24 protein-coding genes and 1 pseudogene are annotated in these 25,868 nt (G+C 57.6%); 8 read left to right on the top strand and 17 right to left on the bottom strand.

The annotated features are described in order from the left end of the window. Window positions 1-12: 12 nt before the first annotated feature. Genes TK06_RS05950 through TK06_RS05925 form a run of 6 tightly spaced genes read right to left on the bottom strand, consistent with a single transcriptional unit; the run spans window position 13 to window position 6,700 of the window. Window positions 13-879, bottom strand: coding sequence for a hypothetical protein (locus TK06_RS05950; protein WP_203417404.1), 867 nt, complete (start codon window positions 877-879; stop codon window positions 13-15). Continuing rightward, complete coding sequence (locus TK06_RS33185) at window positions 879-1,793, bottom strand: DUF4150 domain-containing protein (protein WP_063321259.1); 915 nt, start codon at window positions 1,791-1,793, stop codon at window positions 879-881. The genes TK06_RS05950 and TK06_RS33185 overlap by 1 nt, the downstream gene beginning before the upstream one ends. After that, window positions 1,790-2,854, bottom strand: coding sequence for a 3-oxoacyl-ACP synthase (locus TK06_RS05940; protein WP_238992593.1), 1,065 nt, complete (start codon window positions 2,852-2,854; stop codon window positions 1,790-1,792). Before TK06_RS05940 ends, TK06_RS33185 begins: the two co-directional genes overlap by 4 nt. Beyond that, complete coding sequence (locus tag TK06_RS05935; RefSeq protein ID WP_063321258.1) at window positions 2,851-3,993, bottom strand: DUF2169 family type VI secretion system accessory protein; 1,143 nt, start codon at window positions 3,991-3,993, stop codon at window positions 2,851-2,853. Before TK06_RS05935 ends, TK06_RS05940 begins: the two co-directional genes overlap by 4 nt. A 12-nt stretch (window positions 3,994-4,005) precedes the next feature. Next, window positions 4,006-4,458: a DUF6484 domain-containing protein gene (locus TK06_RS05930; RefSeq protein ID WP_063321257.1), complete on the bottom strand. Its 453-nt coding sequence runs from the start codon at window positions 4,456-4,458 to the stop codon at window positions 4,006-4,008. A gap of 16 nt (window positions 4,459-4,474) precedes the next feature. Next, on the bottom strand, window positions 4,475-6,700 hold the full coding sequence (locus TK06_RS05925; protein WP_063321256.1) for a type VI secretion system Vgr family protein: 2,226 nt from the start codon (window positions 6,698-6,700) through the stop codon (window positions 4,475-4,477). Window positions 6,701-6,969: 269 nt separating this feature from the next. Between TK06_RS05925 and TK06_RS05920 the strand changes: the two genes are divergently transcribed. Next, window positions 6,970-8,028: a LirA/MavJ family T4SS effector gene (locus TK06_RS05920; protein ID WP_063321255.1), complete on the top strand. Its 1,059-nt coding sequence runs from the start codon at window positions 6,970-6,972 to the stop codon at window positions 8,026-8,028. Window positions 8,029-8,306: 278 nt separating this feature from the next. On the opposite strand, the gene TK06_RS05915 is transcribed toward TK06_RS05920, so the two are convergent. Both TK06_RS05915 and TK06_RS05910 read right to left on the bottom strand, forming a co-directional pair. Next, window positions 8,307-8,621, bottom strand: coding sequence for a hypothetical protein (locus tag TK06_RS05915; protein WP_063321254.1), 315 nt, complete (start codon window positions 8,619-8,621; stop codon window positions 8,307-8,309). After that, on the bottom strand, window positions 8,603-8,836 hold the full coding sequence (locus TK06_RS05910) for a hypothetical protein (RefSeq protein WP_153044824.1): 234 nt from the start codon (window positions 8,834-8,836) through the stop codon (window positions 8,603-8,605). Before TK06_RS05910 ends, TK06_RS05915 begins: the two co-directional genes overlap by 19 nt. A 66-nt stretch (window positions 8,837-8,902) precedes the next feature. Between TK06_RS05910 and TK06_RS05905 the strand changes: the two genes are divergently transcribed. From TK06_RS05905 to TK06_RS05895, 3 genes are all read left to right on the top strand, one after another. Then, a complete protein-coding gene (locus TK06_RS05905) occupies window positions 8,903-9,676 on the top strand; it encodes an SDR family oxidoreductase (protein ID WP_063321252.1) in 774 nt (257 codons plus the stop codon). 150 nt (window positions 9,677-9,826) lie between these two features. Beyond that, window positions 9,827-10,732 carry a LysR family transcriptional regulator gene (locus tag TK06_RS05900; RefSeq protein WP_063321251.1) on the top strand — a complete coding sequence of 302 codons (906 nt, stop codon included), beginning with the start codon at window positions 9,827-9,829 and terminating at the stop codon, window positions 10,730-10,732. 158 nt (window positions 10,733-10,890) lie between these two features. Beyond that, on the top strand, window positions 10,891-12,462 hold the full coding sequence (locus tag TK06_RS05895; RefSeq protein ID WP_086936582.1) for a methyl-accepting chemotaxis protein: 1,572 nt from the start codon (window positions 10,891-10,893) through the stop codon (window positions 12,460-12,462). A 643-nt stretch (window positions 12,463-13,105) separates the two neighbouring features. Here TK06_RS05895 and TK06_RS05890 read toward each other — a convergent pair. The 5 genes and pseudogenes from TK06_RS05890 to TK06_RS05870 form a co-directional block, all read right to left on the bottom strand. Further along, complete coding sequence (locus TK06_RS05890) at window positions 13,106-13,690, bottom strand: plasmid pRiA4b ORF-3 family protein (protein WP_063321249.1); 585 nt, start codon at window positions 13,688-13,690, stop codon at window positions 13,106-13,108. Between the two features lie 3 nt (window positions 13,691-13,693). Beyond that, window positions 13,694-14,185, bottom strand: a pseudogene (locus TK06_RS33365) (IS66 family transposase); the annotation flags it as partial. Next, entirely contained in the window at window positions 14,154-14,399 is a 246-nt protein-coding gene (locus TK06_RS33360) for a hypothetical protein (RefSeq protein ID WP_428993591.1), read from the bottom strand. The pseudogene TK06_RS33365 and the gene TK06_RS33360, both read right to left, overlap by 32 nt. 128 nt (window positions 14,400-14,527) lie before the next feature. Beyond that, window positions 14,528-14,818, bottom strand: a complete 291-nt coding sequence (gene tnpB, locus TK06_RS05875; protein ID WP_063321246.1) for an IS66 family insertion sequence element accessory protein TnpB — start codon at window positions 14,816-14,818, stop codon at window positions 14,528-14,530. Window positions 14,819-14,930: 112 nt separating this feature from the next. Next, entirely contained in the window at window positions 14,931-15,755 is an 825-nt protein-coding gene (locus TK06_RS05870) for a hypothetical protein (protein ID WP_063321245.1), read from the bottom strand. Window positions 15,756-16,398: 643 nt separating this feature from the next. Here TK06_RS05870 and TK06_RS05865 point away from each other — a divergent pair. Both TK06_RS05865 and TK06_RS05860 read left to right on the top strand, forming a co-directional pair. Then, window positions 16,399-17,079 (top strand): peptidoglycan-binding domain-containing protein, encoded by a 681-nt coding sequence (locus TK06_RS05865; protein WP_063321244.1) that lies wholly within the window; start codon window positions 16,399-16,401, stop codon window positions 17,077-17,079. Then, window positions 17,076-18,989, top strand: coding sequence for a hypothetical protein (locus TK06_RS05860; RefSeq protein WP_063321243.1), 1,914 nt, complete (start codon window positions 17,076-17,078; stop codon window positions 18,987-18,989). Before TK06_RS05865 ends, TK06_RS05860 begins: the two co-directional genes overlap by 4 nt. On the opposite strand, the gene TK06_RS05855 is transcribed toward TK06_RS05860, so the two are convergent. Then, on the bottom strand, window positions 18,984-19,517 hold the full coding sequence (locus tag TK06_RS05855) for a carboxypeptidase-like regulatory domain-containing protein (protein WP_153044823.1): 534 nt from the start codon (window positions 19,515-19,517) through the stop codon (window positions 18,984-18,986). The genes TK06_RS05860 and TK06_RS05855 overlap by 6 nt on opposite strands. Window positions 19,518-19,821: 304 nt before the next feature. Continuing rightward, window positions 19,822-21,201, bottom strand: a complete 1,380-nt coding sequence (locus TK06_RS05850; RefSeq protein ID WP_063321241.1) for an XAC2610-related protein — start codon at window positions 21,199-21,201, stop codon at window positions 19,822-19,824. A gap of 155 nt (window positions 21,202-21,356) precedes the next feature. On the opposite strand from TK06_RS05850, the gene TK06_RS05845 reads away from it, so the two are divergent. Together TK06_RS05845 and TK06_RS05840 are read left to right on the top strand one after the other, a co-directional pair. Further along, on the top strand, window positions 21,357-21,986 hold the full coding sequence (locus TK06_RS05845) for a LysE family translocator (RefSeq protein WP_063321240.1): 630 nt from the start codon (window positions 21,357-21,359) through the stop codon (window positions 21,984-21,986). A 63-nt stretch (window positions 21,987-22,049) separates the two neighbouring features. Next, window positions 22,050-22,730, top strand: a complete 681-nt coding sequence (locus TK06_RS05840) for a class I SAM-dependent methyltransferase (RefSeq protein WP_063321239.1) — start codon at window positions 22,050-22,052, stop codon at window positions 22,728-22,730. Window positions 22,731-23,006: 276 nt separating this feature from the next. Here TK06_RS05840 and TK06_RS05835 read toward each other — a convergent pair whose 3' ends face one another. Together TK06_RS05835 and TK06_RS05830 are read right to left on the bottom strand one after the other, a co-directional pair. Continuing rightward, window positions 23,007-24,245: an OprD family porin gene (locus TK06_RS05835; protein WP_063321238.1), complete on the bottom strand. Its 1,239-nt coding sequence runs from the start codon at window positions 24,243-24,245 to the stop codon at window positions 23,007-23,009. A gap of 118 nt (window positions 24,246-24,363) precedes the next feature. After that, window positions 24,364-25,647 (bottom strand): MFS transporter, encoded by a 1,284-nt coding sequence (locus TK06_RS05830; protein WP_161951730.1) that lies wholly within the window; start codon window positions 25,645-25,647, stop codon window positions 24,364-24,366. Window positions 25,648-25,868: the final 221 nt, after the last annotated feature.

Below are 25,868 nucleotides of genomic sequence, written 5' to 3'. Positions count from 1 at the left end.
GTCTCTGTCTTGTTACGGCACCAGGTTTCCAAAGAAGTAACGTTTACCGACTTCGAAGTGCAGGGGAGAGGCCATGTATCGGTCCAGGACAGCGGCCGCATTCAGCGGTTGAAACTCGCCGTTTTTTCCATAGAAGCTGGAACAGTCAACGCCGGAATACACCTCGAATTTACGCCTCCAGATGAGAAAGTTGCTCCAATCGATCCATTCGTCAGTGCCTGAAGGAACCAGGGACTTTCTCATGACCCAGACTTGTTTGTTCATGTCGACGGGCATCCCCCCGGAAATTGAGCAGCGATCGCTGCCATAAGCGTCCTGCAGTTGGCTGAGTCGTGAATCGACAGCCGCTTTGTAGTCGACTTCGTTCAGGCCACTGTCAAAAAACTCGGGTTCGTTTTCGATGGGGTCAAGAAGATTGGTTAAATTGGCTTCCACGGCGGCACGGTCGGCCCGACGCGCAAACGTACGCCATGCCTCGACCATGAAAGGTATCAACCACAGCACACCAGACCACTGGGCTGCCAGGCACGCCTCGATGCGAAGGTAAGTGGGGCCTTCGAGTATGAGTTCGGCCAGGAAATCCAGGTCCGTGTCGAGCCCTGCATCAGCGGTCAGACCGAGGCAGGCCGATACCAGCGTTGGATCGCAATCGGGGTCCACTATCCATTTGCGCAGTTGGGAGACATGGCTGTAATTTCCACGCTTGGCATGCTCCAGAATCGCAGCAAGTGCAATCCACGGGTCATTGCTCATCCATCCGTCAGGTGACAATACTTCTGCCGGAGCGCTCCCGCTGTAGTGATATCCACGTCCTTTCCAATAGAAGCTGTCTTGAAGGAAAGCGGGTCTTTGGGTGTGCTTGTAAATAGAGGCTTTCATCATTCGGGCCTTGGAAAACTATTGATGCGTGTCTCTTGAAGTGCACTCAGCTCTCCTTCGAGCTTCTCACACTTCTTGCCAGTAGGGGCGAGATTCCCTTGCCCGGACGGACAACCTCCGGCCGCCTTGGGGACTCTATGCGCCACCGGCTCTCCTTGGCCCACTTCTTTCCAACGCATATAGCCCGGCCGGTTAATCGCCCAATCATTTTCAATGTTGGCTTTCTCTCGTTTGCTCGTTACGTAGTACTTATTACAGCCGCTCGGTTGCTTTCCGGCGGGTGGCAACAGGTGCCTGCACTTGGGATTGGCCCGGACTTTGGCGAGAACGGCTGCATTCCTGGGATTTTCTGCGGTGCCGTAGAATTGCTCTTCCGTCATGTACTCCCCGTTCGCTTGAGCCTTGGAGTGCGCCGCGCCGCCGCAACATTCACATTTGTGTTTGCCCGGTACCTTGGCGTCTTGTTGCACCGGACTGTATTTGGCGGTGTTGACCATGGGCACGGCCGCATTCGCTGCGGGGCTGGCATGATTCGATGTGGTGAGATCGGTATGTCGGTCTACGTTCTGGCCTTCGAAAAGAACATCCATTGACCATGAAACAAAATAGGTCTTGCCGGTGATGACGTGAGTGATGACACCGGCCCCCTGGCTTCTTGTGGCGGCTTCATCGCCCAGCGGGGAGGTTTTATAGAAGGAGCGATTTTTTAACATGATCTCCTTGTTTTCGATCTTGACGGTCTTGCTGCCTTTCTTCATGTCCTTGGAAAACGAGGTGTCCGGATAGGGCACCGGGATAGGTCCCCCCGGAGGTGGCGGTGGTGTCAGGCAGACATCCGGGAACGCCGCGATGACCTTGCCGCCACCCGCTTTGCATGCAATCTCATCGCCGTTTGCGTAAACGTCGCAGCTCATAGGTCCCCCTCCGGCTGGCTAAGGTCGCGCACGACAGCCGCCGCGCGTGCACCGGCCAGGGCACTGCTCAGACAGATCGCGGTGGTTCCCGGTGCATAGCCTTTGCGAAACGCCTGGTCGGCGAGTATCAATTGGACGATTCCAGCAATGGCCCCGGTGTCACCCATGGCCTCTGCCCAATGCCACAGTGGCTGATCCTCTTTTCGCACTGTCCGAAAAAGCCGGGCCTCCATCAACGGAAGTTCCTTGAACCCGTATTGCTCTCCCGTGACATCGGACAGGCGCAGATCAATTTCATGCAGACCCAGCTTGGCCTGTGCGAGTGCCGTACGAGCAGCGTCGGTCAGCCCGCCTGCTCGCAGGGGTTTGCTCGACAAAAGAGGCGCCTCTTCTTGCCCAAAGCCCAGGCCTGAGATTTTCAAGCAGGTGCCAGGCTGCCGATAGGCCTGAATCAGGATGGCCGCAGCCCCTTCACCAGGAAACAAGCCGTCATTGTGAGTGGCCGTTTTCAGCCGGCGATGTTCGTCCAGCCACTGCAGCGTCAAGGCGCTGAGCAGTGAGTCAACACCCGCCACCACACAGGCGGGGACCCGTGTTTCCTGCATTAATCGACTGGCTTCATGAAGGGCATGCATGCCGGCAACATGGCCGGAGGGGATGACCCTGGAATGCGTTGGATGGAACCGTATGCCCAACTTGGAAGATACGTCCTGTATGACGGCCTGGGCTATTTCCCTGATATTGATTCCGGGGCGCTCCGGTTCAGCCAGGCACAGGAGAAATGGCACCTCTGTCCAATCCAGCTTCGGCGCACCCTGTATCAACTCGACCAGTGCATGCTGCATGAGCTCGGACATGCGCGCTGCTGCCGGCAAAGCCAGGTCAAGGCTGGGCACCGCCGCGCCGATGATCGGTTCGCACGCGTTGTCAAAAAACGGCAGCTCCTGGAGTGCTGACAGCCCGGCGCGCTTGGCAGTACAGGCGCTGGCGACGCATAAGCCCACGGGGCAGGCCATGCCCATGCTGGTAATGAAGAGGGCGTGCCCCTGCATGGAGGTCATGTTTCCTCTTCCGCGGGAGGATAGGCTTCCTTTGTCCACGCGATGAGTTGAGCCAATGACTTGAAGTGTTGTTTCGCGCGCATGCGTTCTTCGTTGGCCTTGGCCTGTTCGAACTGAGCGGCGGTTTGCCCGACGATGACCTTGGCCACCTCCCTGATGTTGCGCCCGAGGGGTGAAGAAGCTCGCCATGTCAGCGTCAGGCGATTCGCGTCTGGTTCAAGAATGATGGTGTCGACCACAGCGACGGCTTCCCGTGTGCTGTCGTCGTGAAAAACGACAAGCATCGCGAGTTTCAGATTTGCCGGAAGCCTGAATGCCGAGCGGCCTTTATCACTCAGGTTAAGCAGCGCGACTTCTTCGCCCCCACGGGGATAATCGATTTGCTGGTCCTCGGGTGCGCATTGGAAGTAGCGCACGTCAAAATCTTCGGGAAGAAATGGAAATTGATGATCAAGCCACGCCTGATCATAAGTGCCTGCCCATTGGATACGCTGCCGCCATGCCCGACCAATCGGGCCAAATGCCATTGGCTTGTAATGTTCGTGGGGAGCGGTGACCGGCCTGTCCAGTTCTTCGGTATTGGGGAGCGGCAAGCCATTGGTCTGGGCACTGCTCGCCGAGGGGTAAAATCCGACTCCAACCGGGTTCCATGGGTACCATTTGTGTTTGGCCGGGTCTGCATGCGTGCGATCCACGCCGCCGAAAGCCTGCGCGTAGGTAATCGGCATTGTGGTGAATGGAACAGGTTTGCTTATCGAGTGGGAGAGGGCGCTATCCTCATAGTTTCGTGCCCCAATCACTTTGAATGCCTTGACGAGAGTCCCCACTTTCAGCGCTACGTTCACCTCTGTTGCCGGCTCACCGTTGGGGGCGTGGCAGTGGCCATTCAGCAGAACATCGCAGCGGGGCTTGTGCAGCGCAAAATCGTTTTCGTATAACGCGGCTGATTCGCAGGGCTCCCCCGGGAATACATCGGCCATGATCAGCGGAACCTGTTGTTCAAGCAGGCGCGGCGGATGTCCAGGGTGATCTGGAATGCCGTAGGTCCCTTTCGCCACCACGACCAGCCATTCACGGCCCGTTTTATCGGTTGAGGTCGTATAGCCGCCGACGAGGCGGGTCTTGTTTACCAATTCCATGGCGTCACTGCCTCAGTTGATCTGTACCGAGCCGCCCTTGATGCGGTTCACGCCGGATGATCGACTCGACAGGTAGGCCCCTCGGATAAGTATCTTGCCTTCACGCGTGAGGGTGATGCTCGCCTTGCCGCAGCGCAGGACGATTTCCCGCTCGGCGGTAAATTCCAAGCGCTCGCCGTCCAGCTGGGCGACGGCTGGCATGGCGGTTTGCGGCAGGCGCTGGATGCGGCCGATCACCAGCGGTCGGGCCACGTCGCCGGCCTCGAACATCAGCGCGACCTGGACGCCGATGTCCTCTCGGCTCAGCGGTGTGGTAGTGCGCGCGGCGAGGCCTGTGTCAGCGGGGCAACCGGGGAAGGCCACCACTGGGGCGTCCGCCTTGGGCACATCCAGAAGCACGCCAATCACGACGCCCTCCACGCGCACTGGCGTGGAGGAGGCGGGGAGGTGGTATTCAACGGTCATAGCGCCTACTCCATGGCTAGTTCTGCAGAATCTTCTGGCCTTTGACGACCACATTCTTGCTGGCCTTGATCTTGATGGCACCGGAGCCGTCGATGGTGATGTTCTTGCCGCTGATCATGATCGTGCCGTCCTTTTTCATAGTGATGCTGGCGTCGCCCGTGGTCAGGCTGATGGAGTCGCCGGCGGTCAGGGAGAAGTGCTTGCCAACGTCCAGGCTGTCGTTCTGCTTGATGTTGGTGGTGCGGTTCTGGGCGACGTCGCGGGATTCGTTCTGGCCGATCTGGGTGCTCTGGTTGCCGCTGATCTCGATGCCTTCGTTGCCCTGGACCGTTTCGTTACGGTTGCCGCTGATGCCGATGGTCTCGTTGCCGCCCACGTCCTCGGTGCGGTTGCTGGCGATGCTGATTTTCTCGTTGGCACCGACTTTTTCGGTGCGGTCCGCGCCGATGGTGATGGTCTCGTTACTGCCCACGTTCTCGGTGCGATTGGCGCCAATGGTGATTTTCTCGTCGCTGCCCACCTTCTCGGTACGGTTCACGCCAATGGAAATGGTTTCGTTATTGCCGACTTTTTCCGTGCGATCCACACCGATGGTGATGGTTTCGTTGTTATCGACGGTTTCGGTGCGGTCGTGTTTGACGTGCACGGTTTCGTCGTTGTCGATGGTCTTGCGGCGGTCATGGCCAACCCAGTGGGTCTCGTCGTTCTCGACCTCGATGTCCTGGTTTTTCTCGGCGTGGATAAACAGCTGCTCGGCGCCTTTCTTGTCCTCCATGCGGATTTCATTGAAGTTGGCCGGCGAGCCACCCTTGCTCGAGCGGCTTTTCACCCCGCTCTGGGTGGCATTGGCCGGCAACCCGTAGGGCACGGTCTGTTCGGCGTTGTAGACACGGCCGGTGATGATCGGCCGATCCGGATCGCCCTCGAGGAAACTGACGATCACTTCCTGGCCGATCCGCGGGAGCTGCACGGATCCCCAGTTCTTGCCGGCCCAGGCCTGGGAAACACGAATCCAGCAGGAGCTGTTTTCATTGGACTGGTCATGGCGATCCCAATGGAAATGCACTTTGACCCGGCCATATTGGTCAGTCCAGATCTCCTCGCCACTGGGCCCCACCACCACGGCGGTTTGTGGTCCACGGACGATGGGCATCGGCGTGAGGGGCAGAGGGCGGAAGGCCTGGTTGGCATCCATGCAGTCCAGTTCGCTGACGAACTGTTCGGCGACGTCCGACTGGCCACTTTCATAGGCATCCTGACGAATCTGATAACGGGCGGCCACCACTAGATACTCGCGATTCTGGTCCGCGCGGTCGTATCCCGTCAGCGTGAACACATGACCGCAACCGATGCCGCGGGCACGACCGCGCAATTGCACACGCTCGAACTGGCTGTGAATGGCTTCGATGCGAGTACGCGCATAGTGATCGCCATCGTTGCTCTGGACGTACTCACCGGGGTAGTCGTAGAGCGGGTAGTCGGCGTTGGTGTGGGTGCGCGGCACACTGGAGCGCACCTCGAGGCTGGCGCGTGGGCGCAGGAAGTCATAGTCGTTCAGCGCCAGCGAGCCGGGTTGTACTTCCCGGGCCAGTTGCCAGTCGTAGAAATGATCGCGCTCGCGCATTTGCCGATCGGGCGGATAGAAGGGCACCGATTCATAGTCTGCCGCCGTGGAGTGAGCGCCATAGGCGTCGGCCAGTACCAGGACATGCCGTGACTTGTCATGGCGAAAGTAATAATAGATGCCTTCCTGCTCCATCAACCGGCTGACGAAGTCGAAGCTGGTTTCGCGGTACTGCACGCAATATTCCCACTCGCGGTAGCTGCCGCTCAGGCTGTCCTCGAAATCGGAGAAGCCGAGGTCGCGGAACACCTGCTTGATGATGTCCGGCACCGTCTTGTTCTGGAAAATCCGGCAGTCGGAGGTGCGCGTGAGCAGCCAGAACCACGGGCGCAAGCTGACGCGGTAACCGGCGAACTGACCGTGGCCGGTCAATTGCCGGCAACTGCAGACAATGCCGTGGAAATAGCGCTTGCCGCCGTCATACAGCTCCAGGGTCAGGCCCATCGGCTTGCCCAGCAATTGGTCGAACGTGATTGCCCGGTCTTCGGAGGTCAGGTCCAATTCGTAGTGAAACAACCGCCCCAGCTCTTCGCTGCCTTCCATGCTTTGCAACAACAGGACATCGCCACCGAGGGGGCTGTCGACTTGCACCAGGCGGTTGTTTTGCGTGATCTCCATATCGCCTCGTAATTCACACCCGTCAGCGCCGACGGATGGCAGAATCCGTTTCCATGGATAACGTCTGCCGTTATCTCGAGAAGCTATTCGACCAAGGGAACAGCGCTGAATTGTGTTTCAAGATAGGCGACAGGAGGGCATTGGTTAGGCTCTTTAGTTATAGGGTTTATTCAGAAAACAGCTAAAACAGCCGGACCACGGCTACCAAAGAGCGTGCAGCGCCGTGTTCCGGGACTAAGCTGAAAAGGCCATTCATGGAGGAAAACGCGATGCCCGCTCAAAGCGAAGCCAGTGTAGCTTTGGACTTCACCAATCACTTTTCCCAAGCGTTTCAGAACAGCGCCTACTTCCAGGACTTCTGCGATGTGGGGGCGTTTCTGTCAGCGGAAGAAAATTGCAGGGGCGCGCTGGCGTATCTGGAGCACCAGTTATTTCTGTTGTTCTCTGAACGGACAATGGCTGTCCAGGCGGCTCTACGCTCCAAGGGCGTCACCATTACGCCAGAGACGGTGTTGAATCTATTCAATCATCTGAGCGGCATGAGAAAAAAATGGAAGAAAGGCACACCCAATGAATTCCATAGGTTTGCCGAGTTGGCAAAGGAAACGACTAGCAAGCTGCTGACTACCGTGCTGTCCCGCTGGGAGGCCGATAACGGCTTCAATGTCGACAAGGAGTTCTTTTCCAGCAAGCACTTACCGGCAGACTTGCTGGTCGGTAACGTCTTGTCGTTGTTCAACGATCAACTGGCATCGGGACGCCCCTTCAAGGATCTCGGTGCCGGTCCTTGGCACGGTGAGCATACCCACAGAATCCAGTGGTACCTGATTGGCATAGGCTTGAATCTCGGCCCCAAGGCCGGAGCCATGTTCAAGGATGTCAAACGGTGGATCAGCCGCCAGACCATTCAGTCTATCGACCAGTCCAACACTGTGAAGCGGTACCTCTGGGAGTATTTGTTCGATCGAGAGGGAGATCCATCGAATGCCGCATCGGTTGCGTTCAGATGCACGGACAAACTCGACTTCCGTGCGCCCAGCAACTTGAACAGGTTTCTAATGGATGAGGCACAGCGCGAGACTTACCCTCTGTTGAATTGGTGTTTGAATTACCGACTCGAGAAGCGCATGAACGGGACTGTGGGGATCGAATATGCAGCTTCCAAGGTTTCCAATTGGAATCTCAGAAAAGTCGTGAATGCCAGCGAACGAGGGTTCAACGGGACCGACGATTCCCGATTGCTCAAGGCCTTCAACAGTGGTTTGTTCATTCGCCGTGGGCATCTCATCAATGGGGTGCAGTGGCAGCAGTGGCCTGATGATCTTTAGGTTGGACTGAAACCTTGGGTACATTTCAGTGAACGCAGCTGGTACCGGATAACCCTCCAGGCCATTCCGATTTATGGACAGGAACAACGAGTTGTCCGCCGCCGTAAACCATTACGGCGCCTCAAAGTTCTCATAAGCCAGGGATATCGAATCGTTCTGCGGGTAGCTGACATACACCATCTCCCCGTAGTTGCTGGCAACCAACACGTAGGGCCACTTGCCTTGCGCAGTTGCTCATAGCTGCATGCGTTCCAGCTTGATGCCGCTTTTCTCCAATATCACGTATCCAGCCAGCAAATATCGCTCATCCGCTCGCCGATCAACCCCTTCAACCAAGCAATGTGAAACTCCATTTCCGCGACCGGGAAATCCGTACTCAAGCGGCACTTCAAAAACTTGTCCTTGGGTCCGACAAAGCCGAGCTGAAAATGTCCGAAATGACCGTAACTGGACAGGACGTAAGCCGATATCCAAAGGATATCGCTGAAAGGTACCTGCCTTTCGATGGCTGTTCCCAGTCGGCGTGTCTGGGTAAAAGTGAGTTGCTGCCTGGCTTCGTCGAAACTGAAGGCGGTCACTGCAGAACTGGACATGCCAAGCTCAGCATGCCCGCCGCCATCAATGCAGTACCGACCACAGGAAGGAAAAAGGTAGGTTTTGTGAGGGTTTGCGCGTAAGTAAGCGGTAACCCCTTGACTGCCTCCACCAGTGTAATCAGCACCAGGGCAAGCCCATAAAAAGGCAGGATCAGTCTGTCCAAACACTCCTGATTGGATCGTTTTTCTGGATTGTCCATCCAGTTACTCATGGTTTATCGCCGGGATTGTGCAGCCTAAGCTCGGACGTTCCACCCATTTATGAAAGAGATTTCCCCATGGCAGACCATTCCATCGAAGGTAAAGTCGTTCTCATCGCGGGCGGCGCCAAGAACCTTGGCGGCTTGATTGCCCGCGATCTGGCCGCGCAGGGCGCCAAGGCCGTCGCGATTCACTACAACAGCAGCGCATCTAAGGCCGATGCCGACGCGACCGTCTCTGCGATCCAGGCCCTCGGCGCGCAGGCAGTGGCCCTGCGGGGGGATCTGACGACAGCCGCAGCCGTCGAAAAGCTGTTTGCTGATGCCATCGCCGCAGTCGGCAAGCCCGACATCGCCATTAACACCGTGGGCAAGGTGCTCAAGAAACCCATGGCCGAAATCAGCGAAGCCGAGTACGACGAGATGACAGCGGTCAACTCCAAGGCCGCCTTCTTCTTTCTCAAAGAGGCGGGCAAGAACCTCAACGACAACGGCAAGATCTGCACGGTAGTTACATCGCTGTTGGGTGCATTCACGCCATTTTATGCCGCCTATGCCGGCACCAAGGCGCCGGTGGAGCATTACACCCGCGCGGCCTCCAAGGAGTTCGGTGCACGCGGCATCTCGGTGACGGCGGTCGGCCCGGGCCCGATGGATACGCCTTTTTTCTACCCGGCCGAGGGGGCCGATGCAGTCGCGTACCACAAGACGGCCGCAGCACTGTCGGGGTTCAGCAAGACCGGCCTGACCGACATCGAGGATGTAGTGCCTTTTATTCGCCACCTAGTGAGCGACGGCTGGTGGGTCACCGGCCAGACCATCCTCATCAATGGTGGATACACCACCAAATAGCATCAAGGACCGCCGCTGCTTTGCCTACTTCGAGCGCTTCCTCTGTCTGCATCTGTCGGTGGCATGGTGCTTGCTTGAAAACTTTGCGGATACCCCAGAGGGAGCGCTGGCGTTGCTCATCCTGAATGCAGGCTATGTGGAAAGGAATGAATGGACAAACTTGATCAGTACCGCGTCTTCGTTCAGGTTGCCGAGATGGGCAGTTTCATAAAAGCGGCCCATGCGCTAGAACTGCCGCGCGCGTCGGTGTCGGCGGCCATCCAGCAACTCGAATCGGCCATGGGCACACGCCTGCTGCATCGAACGACGCGACAGGTGCGTCTGACTGCCGATGGCATGCAGTTGCTGGAGCGCGTTCGTCTGTTCCTTTCAGATGCGGAAGACATCGATCAGCTGTTTCATGTTAGCCAGCGCAAGATTTCCGGGAGGCTCAATGTGGACGTTCCTAGCCGTATCGCCCGCCGGTTGATCGCCCCCGCACTGCCGAGCTTCCTGCGTCGCTATCCACGCCTTCAATTGGCATTGGGCTCGACCGACCGCGCAATTGATCTAGTGCACGAAGGTGTTGACTGCGCCGTGCGGATTGGCGCACTGCATGACAGCAGTCTGGTTGCTCACCTCCTCGGCCATATCGCACTGATCAACTGCGCCAGTCCGGGCTACCTGCGTGAGCATGGCGTGCCGGTCAAGCCGGATGACCTGACTCAGGGGCACTGGTCGGTGGGGTACGCCTCGCCCTCCACAGGACGGGAATTGCATTGGGACTACTTTGTGTCGGGCAACGAACGGCAGGTCGCCGTACCCAGTCGGGTGATCGTCAACAACGCCGAAAGCTACATCGCCTGCTGCGTGTCGGGGACAGGACTGATCCAGATTCCGCGCTTCGATGTCCAGCACCTACTCGACAGAGGCGAACTTGTGGAGGTCATGCCCGAGTTTCGCGCTGCGCCCATGCAGGTGTCTCTTGTCTACCCGAATCGCAGGCAGCGTTCGCGGCGACTGGCGGTCTTTCAGGAATGGTTTGAAGCATTGATGCGACCGCATTTGCATGCCTGAGACCATGGCAGGAAGAAAGCGTTGATTGCCTTGACGAACCGGTGGGTGACACGAAAAAGGTCGATGGGTATCGGTGAGCTACGTCCTTAACACGAAAAAACGGGCTGGTAAGTCCGTCAATACGCCCTTAATAAACTGAAATAACGAGGTTGTCGTCTATGCCGCACGGATTTGCACTGAAACATCTGACGGTCACCCGAAAACTGGGATTGGGATTCGGATTGTTAATGGCTTTGGCCATATTACTCGCCTTGACCGGTTTCTATGGACTGCGTAGCGATGGGCAATCCTTGAAACGGATCAACAAACTCGGCAGTCTGTTCGACCAAACTGCCTTCTCTCGCGACGCCAATTTCGTCTATGCCTTGACGGCGGACTCAGAGCAGCTTGCCAAGCACGATGCCAACCTGAAAACCATGCAACAGATGCTCTCCGGTGTGTTGGATGATATTCGCGCCGGTGGTTGGCCGCTGGAGGATCTGGATTCAATAAAGCGCCTGGACGAAAAACTGCGGGCCTATATCGACACACGCAATCAGAAACAGACTGGGGCAGATGTCACGCAAACCGTGCTCAAACTGAATGAATCCCTGTCCTCCCTCCAAAACGAAATCAATGAGTTGTATGCCGCTGAAGAGATTCGCGCCAAGACAAGTGTGGATCTTGTTTTCGCGATCCTTGGGGGCGTCACATTGTTTGCCCTCGTACTGGGGGGACTGATTTCCTGGATTATCGGCCGCCAGATCGTGATCCCGTTGCAACAGGCTTTGCAGGCTTCGGAACGTATTGCCAACGGCGATCTGACCGTGGAACTGCAAAGCGACCGCGCCGACGAATTGGGCCACCTTCTGCGTTCGATCAACAACATGGCTCAACGCTTGCGCGACGTTATCTCGCAGATCGGTGACAGCTCCCATCGGCTTGCTGCATCCGCCAGCCAGTTGGCGACGATCACGACACAGACCCAGGCAGGTATCGACAGCCAGAAGAGTGAAACCGACCTGGTAGCAACTGCAATGACTGAAATGACGACCACCGTGCAGGAGGTGGCTCGTAACTCGGAAGATGCCGCGGGGGCGGCAAAAAAGGCCGACCACGAGGCCAGCAATGCACTGGAAGTATCGCAGCAAGCAGTGGCCCAGATAGAAACACTAGCCCGCGAGGTTGGCATGTCGGCCGAATCAATGACCTGTCTTCATCAGGAAAGCGAACGAATCGGTGGCGTGCTCGATGTGATCAAAACAGTCGCTGGGCAAACCAATCTGTTGGCGCTCAACGCCGCCATTGAAGCGGCGCGCGCCGGTGAGGCCGGTCGCGGTTTTGCGGTGGTCGCTGATGAAGTGCGCAGCCTGGCGCAGCGAACTCAACAGTCATCGGAAGAAATTGAAAGTCTGATCGAAGGCTTGCAGCGCATCGCCGAAGAAAGCTCGCGAATGATGCAAGCGAGTGTGCAGCAGACTCAGTCGACCGTCACCGGCGTGCGCAACACCGGGGACGCTTTGGCAGCCATCACGCAACAGGTATCGGACATTCAGCAAATGAGCATGTTGATTGCCACTGCTGCGGAGGAGCAGACCGCGGTGGCCGAGGAAATCAACCGTAGCGTTTTGAATGTGCGTGAAACCGCGGACCAGTCGGCGACAGCCAGCGCCGAGATCTCGGTCTCCAGTGTAGAGCTGGCTCAGCTTGGGGGAGACCTGCAACGCCTGGTTAGACGATTCAAGGTGTAAGGCGGCGAAACTCTATCGGTATGGTCAAGGCGGCGGGCATATGTACGTGACTATCAAGCAACCGACTGACGGTGTGCGGGGTAAGCGCTGAGACTGGAACCCAGTTGGGTGACGTCGCTGTTGTTGAATATGCTGCTCGCAATCTGAGCCGGGCCCTCGAACACGTAGGCAGGAAAAGAGGAGGAGGGTGAAGCGTGTTCTTGATCAGCTGATTTGGTCACGGTGAACCTCCTTAACTGTCAAGTCGGCTCCACGCTGCTGAGGCACGCTGGGCGTTATGGAGGTTGGCCGACTCGGCTAGATAACGACTTGCATAACGGCGTGGCATCGTCGAAGTGTCAGACCAACCGTCGGCTTGACGGCCGCTTTGGAGCCAAATGGCGTAACCGTCCAGTAAAGCCAGGATCGATTCGAAGTGGCAGGCCAAGACGATGAGACGTTGAACGAAAAGGATTAGCTACCTTCGGCAATGTACGAAAAGAAGCGCCGTAAATACCGCAGTCAGCAGACCATCACCGCATAACCTTTTGCAAACTTGCAGTAACTTAGTGTCAAGTGGCGGTTGCCCCTTTGCAGCCGAACCCACAAATGTCCCGAGCTCTCGCCTTTCATTGTAAGCGTCCGCCCGACACCCTCTTGCTAATCAGGCCTTCACCTGCTTCTTCAGCCATTGGTTGACCCAATCGCAGTCAAACGCCGTCGGATCAAATCCATCATCCCCATACCACTCCGACACTTCTTCATGTTCGGCATGATTCGGATCTGCCAACGCTGCCAGAAACTCTTCATAACCAGCCACACCGCCAATATCTTCCGGCGGGCATCTATTGGCCCCATCGATGCAACACGGCACCTGCGGGAAAATAATCGCGGGCAAGGTTTTCTCGACTTTGATGCGCAGTTCCCAGTTATCGCCAAAGTCGTAGACATAACGAAACGTCTTCTTCCCGTACAACACGTTGATCAGCTTTTTACGCTGCTCAGAAATCACCGGCGGGCCCCAATCCGGGTCAGGCACACCGTAACTTTCACCATCAATTTCAAACTCATGCAGATGCGTGTCGCTCCAGCCAAATACAGCCTGGATCACCTGATGCAACTTGCTCAAGGTGATGTTTTCAGGCACTGCAACTCGACGCCAGATCGAAGGTTTTATCCATTTAAATTCGATGTGCAGCACCAGAACCTGATCGGTTTTAATCATGGACGGAGAAATCGTTTTGGGCATGAGTCAAGCAGCCTCGCTGTGTTCGAGGGGGTTAAGGGAAACGTTCCAGGGCAACAGTTCCTCTACCCGGTTGATGGGGTGCTCGGCGATTCGCTCCAGCACGTGGGTCAAATAGGCTTGCGGGTTCAGGTCGTTGAGTTTGGCAGAGCCCACTAGGCTATAAATCGCAGCAGCTCGCTCTCCACCGGCATCGGAGCCGACGAACAGATAATTTTTTCTGCCTAGCGCGACGGCGCGCAATGCTCGTTCGGCAGCGTTGTTGTCGATCTCAATCCGCCCGTCATCGCAGTAGCGCACCAGTGCCTGCCACCGATTCAGGGCATAGAAAATCGCACCACCCAATGCCGATTTTTTCGACAGCTGAGTCAGTGTTTGGCTAAGCCACACGTGCAATTGCTGCAACAGTGGGCCGGCTCGGCTTTGCCGAGCTGCTTTTCGCCGGTCGGGCGGTTGACCGCGAACCTCACTGGCGAAGCTTCCCACCGCAGTCAGCGCATTGCGACTCGGGCTGATGGACGTGGATTTCGCGAGGCAGGTGTTCAGGTAACGGCTTGCGCCGAGGGACGGTACGAAGTGGCGGTTCGGTTGGAGGCGTTAGTGTTGTCTGGCTGACTTCCAGCTCCTCCAGACTCAACTGGAGTTGGTCGATCATGGTGTCCAGTTGCTCGGAGCTGCGACCGAACTGTGTGCGACGCAGTTTGGCGATCATCATCTTCAAGCGCTCAATCTCTGCCCGCTGGGCAGAGACCAGAACCTTCAAAGCTTGAAGATCATTGGGCATAGAGTCGGTCACGAGAGTCATGACCGCATGTTACTGGGGTTTTTCAGTGCGGCAAGTCAGACCGCAAGGACAGGTGCTGTACGAATTGGCCTGCGCCAATCAATGCCCTCCAACAGCATCGACAGTTGCGCGCTCGTCAGCGACACGCTGCCGCTGGTTGCTTGCGGCCAGACAAAGCGCCCTTGTTCCAACCGTTTGCAAAACAGGCATAAGCCGTCGCCATCCCACCACAACAACTTGATCCGGTCACCGCGTCGTCCACGAAAGGCGAAGATCTGACCGGAGAAGGGATCGGCTTTCAGCTGGGTCTGCACCAAAGCCGCCAATCCGTCGAAGCCACGGCGCATGTCAGTGAGGATTTGTCAGTCGATGGCATCCACCCAAGATAATGTCTCCTGGAGGGAAAAGCAGCAACCAGGATGGGATGATCCCAATCCCGGTATGCGCCGGTTCAATTGGCTACTCTTTCTCGTCTGAAGGCTTTCGTACGAAAGGATTTATGCGCTTGTAGTACCGGTTGTCAAAGCCGATAGGTTGTCCATTTAGCCTGTCAGCTAATGCATTATTTTCATTAAATGTAGCTAGAAAAGTGGCGTCGAGTCCGGGCAGCTCTGGGTTGACTAGCATTCGGGAAAGATGATTAATTTCAGCGATTGCCAGTGCGTAATCAATGCATGCATAAAGCCCCTGTAGTATTCCTATTTTGTTCCTGCGCAGGTATTCATAGCTGACTTTTAGCTGCTGAGGCTCTACCACTACAGACGTATTGTTTGTGAGTGCAATTGGGTTCGGGTGTGCACCAAAGTCAATGGCAGCGTCATAAAGGCTGAATATATGGTGTTCATATGGGGTGTCATTGGAGTTTTCGTCGTGCTCTTGGATGTAACCTCTGAATCTTTTAATTGCTGCTGTAAATGCTTGTTTGCTGGCATTGAAATCAGCATCTGAAGTGTGTCGATTCCGCCATTTTTCGACTAGGCCTTCTTCGCGGTTAAATAGGTAGCCATAAATGGCTGATTCCATCGCGGTTCTAAACAGTGGAAATAATGCCGAAAAATGGCCGGCGCTCGCTAGGTCATAGGCTGCCACAAAAAGGGAATGAGCGTGAACGGCGGCTGTAAGTGCTTCAGTAGAGCCCAGGTCTTCGATGGAGTCCAGAATGAGATGATCGCATTTATTGACAAGGGCGATCACCTCCGCAAAATCATTTTCGATGAGTTTGCGGAGCTCGTTTTTTGAAGCGGTATACGCTTCGTAGTCAAATCGGTTGTCAGAGTTGCTCACGGGTATTTCCTACCAAGGTTGTCTGCTTATTTTAGCGTGGTACACACACGGAGTACGCATATGTTTCTGTTGTTTCAGAAACATGACATGAATGCTAAACGCCTCAACGTTGGTTGAGATGGCCGCAGAGGTGGGCGTTTTTGGGTGTGCGTGCGTGAGTTTTGAGGGTCGAGAGGTGAGCGTCGTTTAGGAGCCGTTTGGCGAATGGTGCTACGGCTGACGCGGGTTCCAGGGAAGCTTGAGTGCATTTCTACTAGTTTCGCGAACGCTTCAATTCGCAACGGCCACATGTGGATTTGGTAGCTATTGATGCTTAATCGTTCTGGTTTCGAGCTGAGGGGGGGTGATAGGAGGCAGACGGCTCAGGTGAAGGAGTAAACATCTACCCATACGTTGTTTAACATAATATACATTATGTGTACTCACAGATATTCCCACGGCCCCCATCGATGGCTGGATTTGAAGCCAATCTCATCCTCTCAATTCAATGCTGTACCGTGACGTCATCGATATCCCTCAACCAACTGTCGCCAAGTTCTCCGTGTTCCCAAAAAGGCAAATAACGTACTAAGGTTTAAATCGCCTGCTGAATGGGTGCGATTTCCTACACACGACCTTAGTGCGACATACAAGGATAGACAGTATGAATGCCAGATCGGACCCTGGCGGTGACGGCATCGTCCTGGCACTGGGAGCCGCCGAAAGCGTCGACAGCGTGGCCTACGCTTATGGACACGCGCGCTCGACACTCTGGGATCACCCACGCAATGCCAACCTGCGCCAGCAACACCCGGACGGGACGACGCTCGCGTCGGGGGATTTATTGTTCGTTCCCCCTCGCACGAAAGCGACCTTCGAACAGAACGCCACCGGGCGAAGGCACACTTTCCGCGTGCTGAACACGCCTGCCTTGCTTCGGTTTCGTCCTTATGCGCTCGCCGGACAAGGCCTGGCGCGCCACTTTGAAGTACTGCGTGGTGACACGCTGCTGGGGCGTGGCACGGCTGAAGCGAACGGCGATATTGTCTGGCCGCTCGAGCCAACCGCCGATGACATCACCGTACGCGTAACCTTTGACGGCTTCTCCCGCGATTACCCATTGAGGCTTCGCGCGCTCGACCCGATCAGCACCCTCAAGGGCGTGCAACAACGCTTGCGTGGTCTCGGCTACTTCAGCGGCGAATGCGATGGTCAGTTGAATGACGCGACCCGGGTGGCCATCGGTGCTTTCAAGATGCAGGCCGGGTTGCCTGACGACGATGAGTTGCTGAGCGATGCCGTACGCGCGACGCTCCACGGCTACCATGGAGAGGCCTCCCTATGATCCAGGTTCACAAAACGCCAACGGCCCCTCCCGCGCTACAGCGCTCGCATGCTGAGATGCAAAAAGGCATCCAGGAAGCTGTCCAGGCTGGCGCCATGGTGGTCCTCTGCACCAAAGGCACCAACACCGCCAAAACAAAAAGTGTTCCAAAAGGCGCGGTGAAAATCGTCATCGACGACGATCAGTACAAGCCGCCTCACGCCAAGGCGCTGCTGAAGGTGGACCAATATGGCAAGTGTGCCTTTTGCGAGGCGCGCTTCATGAGCACCGCAGGCGGGGACGTCGAGCACTTTCGACCGAAAAAACGCCACGACGGTTTCGTCCCCGTGGGCGCCCAGGCACTCGATAACCTCGGCTATTTTCAATACGTTTATGACTGGAGCAACCACTTGTGGTCATGCAAGGAGTGCAACGAGACCTACAAGAAGAACTACTTCGACGTGATACCGGACAACCTGACGACCCCACCGCCGCGCCTGGAAGACTTCGACACCGAGGAGGAGTTCTGGGTAGCCATTGGCGAATGGGGTCGTTTGGGTCCACCGCGACACGACGCGTGGAACAACCCGAGCAATGCCGAAAGGCCGGTGTTGATCAATCCTGTCACCGAGAATCCGCGCGAACACATCAGCTTCGATTCCGAGACGGGAGAAGCCATTCCTGCCCCTCTCGACGACCTTAACCAACAAATGCAGCCCACGAGCGACAGGGGTGGCAAGAACATTCTTGTCCTCGGCCTGAACCGCAAGGAGCTTGTGTTCGCCCGCATGCGGCACCTGGCAATGTTGCGAGGCGTGTTTCTGGAGATGACCCACAGCCTCAACCTAACGATCGAGTTCCTGAAATGGCAGCGTGGAGACGAGTGGTTCAAAACCCTGACGGTGCCAACATTGCGCGACAAAGTGAAACGCTACACCGCTTACCCCGTGTCGGAGGATCAAACCCGCTCGGCCATCGAGTTCTTGTACTACTCGACGACGCCCCAGGCGCCGTTCTCGGCTTTGGCGATGGATGCCCTTGCCTGCTGGAGCCTGGAGCTGGCCACGCACGTGCTGCAGTCACGCGAGCACATCACTCAGCTGCAGGCCGCACAAAGCGGGAATGCCCCGGCCACCCGCAGCGTCCACGAACTTCCCCGGCTCGGCCTGCATGCGGTCATCCTGGCTACCTACCAAGCGGACATGGAGGCACTGAAAGCGGCGTGTGACACCCTTGGTGCGTATGCCCCGTTATGGAATGCCGGATTTGAGCAAACGCACATCGAATACGTCTGCCGGGACCGCCTGGCAAAGGTCATGGCTCTGCACGCCAAATTTTACAAGGACCAAAAAGGCTATCCCCGTCACGACCCGGCTTTTGTCACTGCTTTTCTGAGCCACGAGCGCGATGTCCTTGATGTCTGGAATGCCCTGGAAACCTATGAGTGCGACAAGGATACATGGAGCAGCGCGATGGACACGATGAACCAGAACCTGACGGAATATGGGCCGGATCTCGCAGAAGACCTCACTGTCCATTGCAACCAGATCGTCGTCAGACTCAACGGTGCGACACAAGCGTTCACCCTGAATCGAAGCTTGAATCAGACAGCGCCCTGGTGCGACGAAGTGGTCAAGATCGCTCAGGCTGGTGAGCAACTTACCGCTGAGCTCGACCGTCGGTGCCAGGCCTGCGCAAACGAAGATGTGAGCAACAGCACCAGCAGCATGCGCGTCACACTGAAGGAAATTGCCGAGGCCGTCGCTAAACTGAAAATAGGCAATACTCCCGAAACAGTGATGCCATTTCCATTGCCAGACCCACCGAAACCCTGGATCACGCCCAAGGCCACCGGGCTGCGCAAGCGCGCCGGCATGCCCCAGAATTTGGACGCCGCGTGGCAGCATATCCGTCTCAAGTCCAATTCATGAGCCCTTCCAGCGCTCCACCGCACGCTGATCCAATTCCGGAAACGTCACCTGACAGTTGCCCGGATCAAGGCCATCCACCCTCGCCCGTCCGAGCTCGTCAAGCACACCGCTGTGCTGGGTCCCGTTTGGTAATGCAATGACATAGGATTCCCCGGCAACGGGCTGCCCCTGCATATCCAACAACTCGATCTCCACGAATGTCAGTACCACCGGCTCAGGTCGACTGGCAGATTCGGATGAGGCTTTTACTGGCAGACGCTTGCGGGCTGCGGCAGACACCGGCGCAACGACCTCTTCTACAGCGACCGAGGCCGGTACGCGAACGGGCATCGGCCGTTGGTATGGAAAAACGTAAGCACACAGCTCCCCGCTCCATAGTTTGCTGGCTACCTGGCGGTGAACTTCGCGATCATCCAGCAGATGGACCAGAGACTCCTGGGCGGATAACAGCGCGCGCAAACGGTGTGTCTGATCGGCCCCGGCAAAATGTCGGTGAATAAAGCTGTCGGCCAGCCACGGTTCACGCATTTCGATCCTGGTCGCCCCGCTCCCCCCTTGCTGCATGGACGGACCGTCAGCAAAACTGGATCGAGAGCCCAGTTCGATGCGATCAGCCCCGTCAAAAAAACATATCCGCATAAGCTGCCAGTCCCAGGCAGGAGGATGAAGGAGCAGTCTAGATGATTATCATGGAGACCCTGCTACAGGCCACTGATGGTACAGGTGGAGGCAAGTGCGGCTTCGGTGCCCCGGACCTCAAGTTGGAAACCGGCAAGCATTGTCTGACGACCTGGTCAGCGTCGACAGCAATGCGTCCTAACCGAAGCTGTGTTCACTGCTTCAAATATACCCCAGCCAGCCCCTCCTGCGAATCCGGCCCAGCGTTGTTCCCAATGACCGCGAAGCCTTTCACCAATTGAATGTGATACGGAGCGTTTTTCTCGGAGACTTGCGGCTCGCGCACGATGATCAGGTTTTCGCTTTCCATCGGTACGATGTGATGCTCGGTCACGCCGCCCTTCAAGGTCACACTCAATTCCGCGATTTCTTTTCCGTTGGCGTCGCGGTCCGGCAGGATCTTCAAGTCCAGGTCGGCGTCGCGCCCCAGGGCGTCCTGGCGCATCTGGTAATGGCCGCTGCGCTGGCCAGCGTCGACGTCGTCGATTTTGTCGCCATCCAATTCCCGTTCTTCATCGTGCAGCAGGATCGCCAACTTGCTGTCGTCGCCCTGAATGCCGCTGACCCAGGTGCCGGTGTGATTGTAGGGTTCGGCTGTTTCCCGGGAGATCCGCCAGGTACCGGTTTGACGACCGTCATCGGCGTATTCGTGGAGACTGATGAGATCGTCGTCGGCGTCGTCCCGTGTTCCTAGCAGCTTGATCGCGTCGCCAGTGCCAGCCTGGGTGTAGCGCACCTCGCCAATGATCACGGTTCCCTGGACCTGGTACCAGAGTTCTACCGGGGTCCTGGCGTCGAGGGTTCCGGCAAGAATCACTGGATCCTCCTTCTCCGGACCTTCCAGGCTCGATTGTTCGAGCCACTGGCCATCTTTCAATTCACCGGTGGTGCGTCGCGTGTAGCCGCTGGGCATGCTGGTATTTTCGCCCTCCTCGGTCGGCTGGATTTGCTCCTCGGTGTCTGAGTGAAGCAGGACCAACTCGTCGCCGCGCATTTTCCAGTGGGTGGCGCGAGTCCAGCAGCAGTCGCGGTCGGTTTGCGAAAGCAGGACGCCGTCCAGCGGGCTGACGGAGAACATGCCTTTGCTGTCCTCCTTTGCCAGGCCCGTCAGCGCAGGATTGAGGACCCATTGGGTTTTCTGCGGGTCTTGCAGGTAGACGTCGAACGCCGGTTTGTAACTCGCGTCGGGATCGTTACCGTTACGAATCGCCAAGTCCAGGCGGCCATCGAAGTTGAAGTCGTCGAAGTACAACAGGCTCTGGGGGCCGAGTAACCAATTATCGACCTTGCCGTTGCGGTCCACGGGCACATTGCCGGCGGGCGTCTGCAATTGCTGCAGGGCTTGGTGGGTGGTGTTGTCGCGAATGGTGATAAAGGCACGCGCCAGTTGATGCGGGTCTTCCGGCGGCTCCGGGAACAACACGTCGACCAGGTATTGGCCGCTACGATCATTCACCGAAAACGCCCTTGGCTCGGCCATGGCCGGGGATACCAGCGTCATGGAAAGAAGCACACTGCTGACGAGCGAACGCATCCACCCACTTCCTTGCTGAAATTCGGGCCAGCAGTTTAGCGATTGCCTTGATGCATCGCGAGAAACGACTGTTGCTATCAGATTGGCCCGGACTGTAACTGACGCCCTCCTCGTCATTCGCTTACTGTCGTGGCTCACCCCACGGAGTGATCCCCATGCCGGATACCGCCAATCTCTACCTGTTCGTGGTTGCTGTTGTGCTTCTGCTGATCGTCCCAGGGCCCAACATGGCCTTTGTCACCAGTCATGCGCTGGCCCACGGCTGGCGTGCCGGTATTGCCGCCGCCCTTGGCATTTCCTTTTCGGACGTGCTGATGACGATGATGGTCAGCGCGGGCATTGGTGCGCTGGTGATGAGCTGGGCGCCGGCGTTCGACATCCTGCGCCTGGCCGGGGCTGGTTATCTGCTTTGGCTTGCCTGGCAAGCACTGAGAACGCCAGCAGCGACTCAGGATAGCCAGCTCCAGGTGGCTTCGCTGTGGAGAATTTTCTGCCGAGGCGCCCTCAACAGCCTCTTGAATCCCAAGGCGCTGCTGTTCTTCATGGTGTTCCTGCCCCAGTTCGTCAACGTCAAGGCTGGAGGCGTCAGTGTGCAGTTGATCTTCCTGGGCGCGTTGCTGGCGCTGATTGCACTCGTCTTTCATACGCTGTTGGGTGTTTGCGCCGCTCAGCTCAGGGCGAAGCTGGCAAGCGGCGGGATTTCAAGGCGCCTGGGCACGTATGGTTTTGCCGGGGTCATGGCAGCGTTGGCCGCACGCCTGTTGTTTCTTGACCGCCCGCTTTGACCACTGGCTTCCCTGCGCCAGCGATTGGCCTATGCTTACCCAATCCATTGCGGAGCTGGATCAATGTCGTCCTCGGAAACCACCCTCCTTCAAAGCTGGCACCACAATGCCCAGTCCTGGATCGAAGCCATCCGCACGGGGGCCATCGAAAGCCGGCTGACGGTCACGGACCAGGCCATGCTATTGGTGGTGCAGAGCCGCCAGCCCGAGCGCGTGCTCGATCTGGGCTGCGGCGAAGGCTGGCTGTTGCGGGCGCTGGCTGACAGGGGCATCGAAGCGGTCGGTGTGGATGGCGACGCGACGCTGGTCGAAGCGGCCCGGGCGGCGGGTTCCTCGCCGGTGCATCTGGCAAGCTATGAGGCACTGGTGCAGGAGAAGGTGGACGTTGGCAGCGGCTACGACCTGATCTGCGCCAACTTCGCCCTGCTGCACCAGGACATCATCCCATTGCTCGCTGCGATGAATGCCCTGCTCAGCCCAGGTGGCGCGCTGGTGGTTCAGACGCTGCATCCATGGACCGTGGCGGCGGGCGATTATCAGGACGGTTGGCGAGAAGAAACCTTCGATGGGTTCAAAGGCCAATGGCAACGTATGCCGTGGTACTTCCGCACCTTGTCCAGTTGGCTCAATGCCCTGGACATGGCCGGTTTCCGATTGGTGCTCCTGCAGGAACCTCAGCACCCACAAAGCCCGGTGCCGCAGTCGTTACTGCTGGTGGCCGAGCAATCCCCGTCATGGTGTTAGCGACTCGACGGTAAAACACCCCGAGCGATACACCCTGCGCGCCTGCAGTCCGCGCTTTTGCAGGGCTTGTAATCGATCAGCGGCGTGGCATGGCGTATCAGGTAAATCACAGCGACAGCTCCCTTGTTTTGCCTTGAAAATCCCTTTCGAAGCGCACCTGTATACAGGCAACGACGCCATTGATCGAGTGCAATGCTCCTTTTATCCAAGGAGTGATGACCCTGTGGCGAGGGAGCCAGTTCTTGTGCCACAGGATCGGTTTTACCAGCGATCTCTTTACCAAAGCGCCATCGTGTAGCTGACGATCAACCGGTTCTCATCCAGGTCGTTGCCAAAATTCGAGCGCACCGTTGCGTTGCGCCATTTCAAGCCGAGGCCCTTCAAGGTGCCATCCTGTACCACATAGGCGATATCCGTGTTGCGCTCCCATTCCTTGCCTTCGCCCGGTGCGCTGCGCTGGACGTTGTCGCCGGTGATGTAGCGAGTCATGAAGGTCAACCCGGGTACGCCAATAGCCGCAAAGTTATAGTCATAGCGCGCTTGCCAGGAACGCTCGTCGATGTTGGCGAAGTCGCCGATCTGCACAAAGTTGACCAGGTAGGGATCGCTGCGTCCGATGTACGGGAACGGATCGTCGCCGCTCATGCGCTGGTAGCCCAGGCCCAGTGCATGGCCCGCCAGGCTGTAGGTGAACATGGCGCCGAAAGCCTGGTTGTCGAGTTCGCGAAAACTGCCGTCTTCGGTGCTGCGCGAATAGCGCACGTCACTCTTGAACGACTGGCCTGCGCCCAGGTCCAGGGTGTGGACGAAGCCGAGGTAGTTCTGCTGGTAGATGTCTTCCAACAGGCTATAGCGGTATTGCGCCGTGAGGTTCGGCAGGAACTGATAGTCCGCTCCGGCGAACTGGAACTTGTCGCTGCTGCCGCCGATGCGGTTGGCGGTCATGTCCTGGTAATCGGTGGAGTCGACAAAATTGATCTGCGTGAGTTGCCCGGCGGTCAGCTTCAAACGATCGATTTCCTGCACGCTCAACAAGCCGCCCTTGAAGGTTCCCGGCAACAGTCGCGTGTCGTTGGAACTCACCGCAGGGTCCTTGATCTGCAACGTTCCCAGCTTCAAGGTGCTGTTGGACACACGGACTTTGGCGGTCAGGCCCAGTTCGCCATAGCGGTCTTGCGAGCCGCCAGACCGATCCGCTGGCAGCAGGTTGGTGCCCGCCGTACCGCCCCCGGAGTCCAGTTTGAAACCGGCCATGCCCAAGGCATCGAGGCCGAAACCCACGGTCCCGGCGGTGTATCCCGACTCCATCCGCAGCAGAAAGCCCTGCGCCCATTCTTTGGCCTTGTCCCGTGCCCCCTCCTGGCGGAAGTCGCGGTTGAAGTAGAAGTTGCGGGCCTCCAGGCTGCCTTTGCTGTCGGCGATGAAGTCGGCCTGGGCGTTCGGCACGCCGATCAGGCTCAGGCCCAGCAACGTACCGGCGGGGGTATAAAACCAGGTGGATGTGAAATGCCCCATGGCATGCTCCTTTTTTTGGACGCGAGCGAACCCTCTCGGGGGCGTTGCAATCGCGTCCGATGGTTGTTGTTTTAAGGGTTGTAGCGGCGTCCACGCTGTGCGCGGACGCCGCGGGTGGTCAGGACTCGAGCTGCCTGCCGCGGGTTTCCGGCAGGCTCAACGCCGCCAGGATCACCACGCCATAGGCGCCGGCCGCAAACACGCCGATCCCGGTGCCGATGGGCAAGGTGTTGCTCAACGCGCCGATGAACAATGGGAACAGCGCCGCGATGGAACGCCCGGCGTTGTAGCAGAAGCCCTGCCCCGACCCGCGCATGCGGGTGGGAAACAGCTCGGTCAGGAATGCGCCCATGCCGGCGAAGATGCCCGAGGCGAAGAAACCCAGTGGAAAGCCCAGCCAGAGCATCCAGGTGTTATCGATTGGCAATTGGGTGTAGGCCAGGACGATGGCCATGGACCCGACGGCGAACAGGATGAAGTTCTTCTTGCGGCCGATGGCATCGGTCAGCAACGCACTGGTCACGTAGCCGATGTAGGAACCGACGATGACCATCGCCAGGTAGCCGCCCGTACCGAGCACACTCAAGCCGCGCTCGGTTTTCAGGTACGTCGGCAACCACGTGGTGATGGCGTAGTAGCCGCCCAGCGCACCGGTGGTCAACAGCGAGGCGCGCAACGTCGTGCTGAGCATCCGTGGGGCGAAGATCTCGAAGAAGGCCCAGCGAGAGCCCAGTTCCGGCTTGGCCTGGCGTTCTCGCACCGCATGTTCGAAGGTGTCCGACTCCTTGACCAGTCGACGGATCACCAGCACAAACAGCGCCGGCACCAGGCCAATCAGGAACAACGCCCGCCAGGCGTCTTCCGGCGGCAGGAAACTGAACAACCCGGCATACAACAGCGCCGTCAGCCCCCAGCCCAGCGCCCATCCGGCCTGCACCATGCCCACCGCTTTGCCCCGGTCCTGGGAGCGGATCACCTCGCCGATCAATACCGCCCCTGCGGTCCATTCACCGCCGAAGCCAAAACCCATCAAGGTCCGGGCCACCAGCAATTGCTCGTAGTTCTGCGCCAGCCCACACAGGAAGGTGAAGAATGCGAACCACAGGACCGTCAATTGCAGGGTCCGTACTCGGCCGATTCGGTCGGACAGGATCCCGGCGATCCAACCGCCGGCCGCCGAGGCCAGCAGCGTGCAGGTGCCGATCAAGCCGGCGTCGCCCTTGGAAATCCCCCAGGTCGCGATCAGGGTCGGGATGACGAAACTCAGCATCTGCGTATCCATGCCGTCCAGGGCATAGCCGATCTTGCAGCTCCAGAATGTACGTTTTTCATTTTTCGACAGGGGGCCGTACCAACTGAACGGGCCCGTGCGCCCTGTCCCGGTGGTTACGCAGTCAGTCATGGTCTTTTCCATGGAAGGTTCCTGCGGCAGCAAGCGAAGATGACGGACACGCCTCGTTATTTTTTTGTGAAGGCGTTGTCGTTGGGGATGCGGACGCAGTGGCTGCGTCGTGGAGCGGATTCTTGGTGGCGGATCGGCACAGCGTCAAACGGGAAAAACAGCAGATGGGACATAAGAAAATTTGATGCCCCAACGGCCCGATCTGGAGTGACAATTGCAAA

The sequence above is a fragment of the Pseudomonas fluorescens genome, from assembly GCF_001623525.1.
GTDB classification, from domain to species: Bacteria; Pseudomonadota; Gammaproteobacteria; order Pseudomonadales; family Pseudomonadaceae; genus Aquipseudomonas; species Aquipseudomonas fluorescens_Q.
The sequence above is the reverse complement of the archived record's forward strand: the minus strand, read 5'-3'. Positions and strand labels throughout refer to the sequence as shown.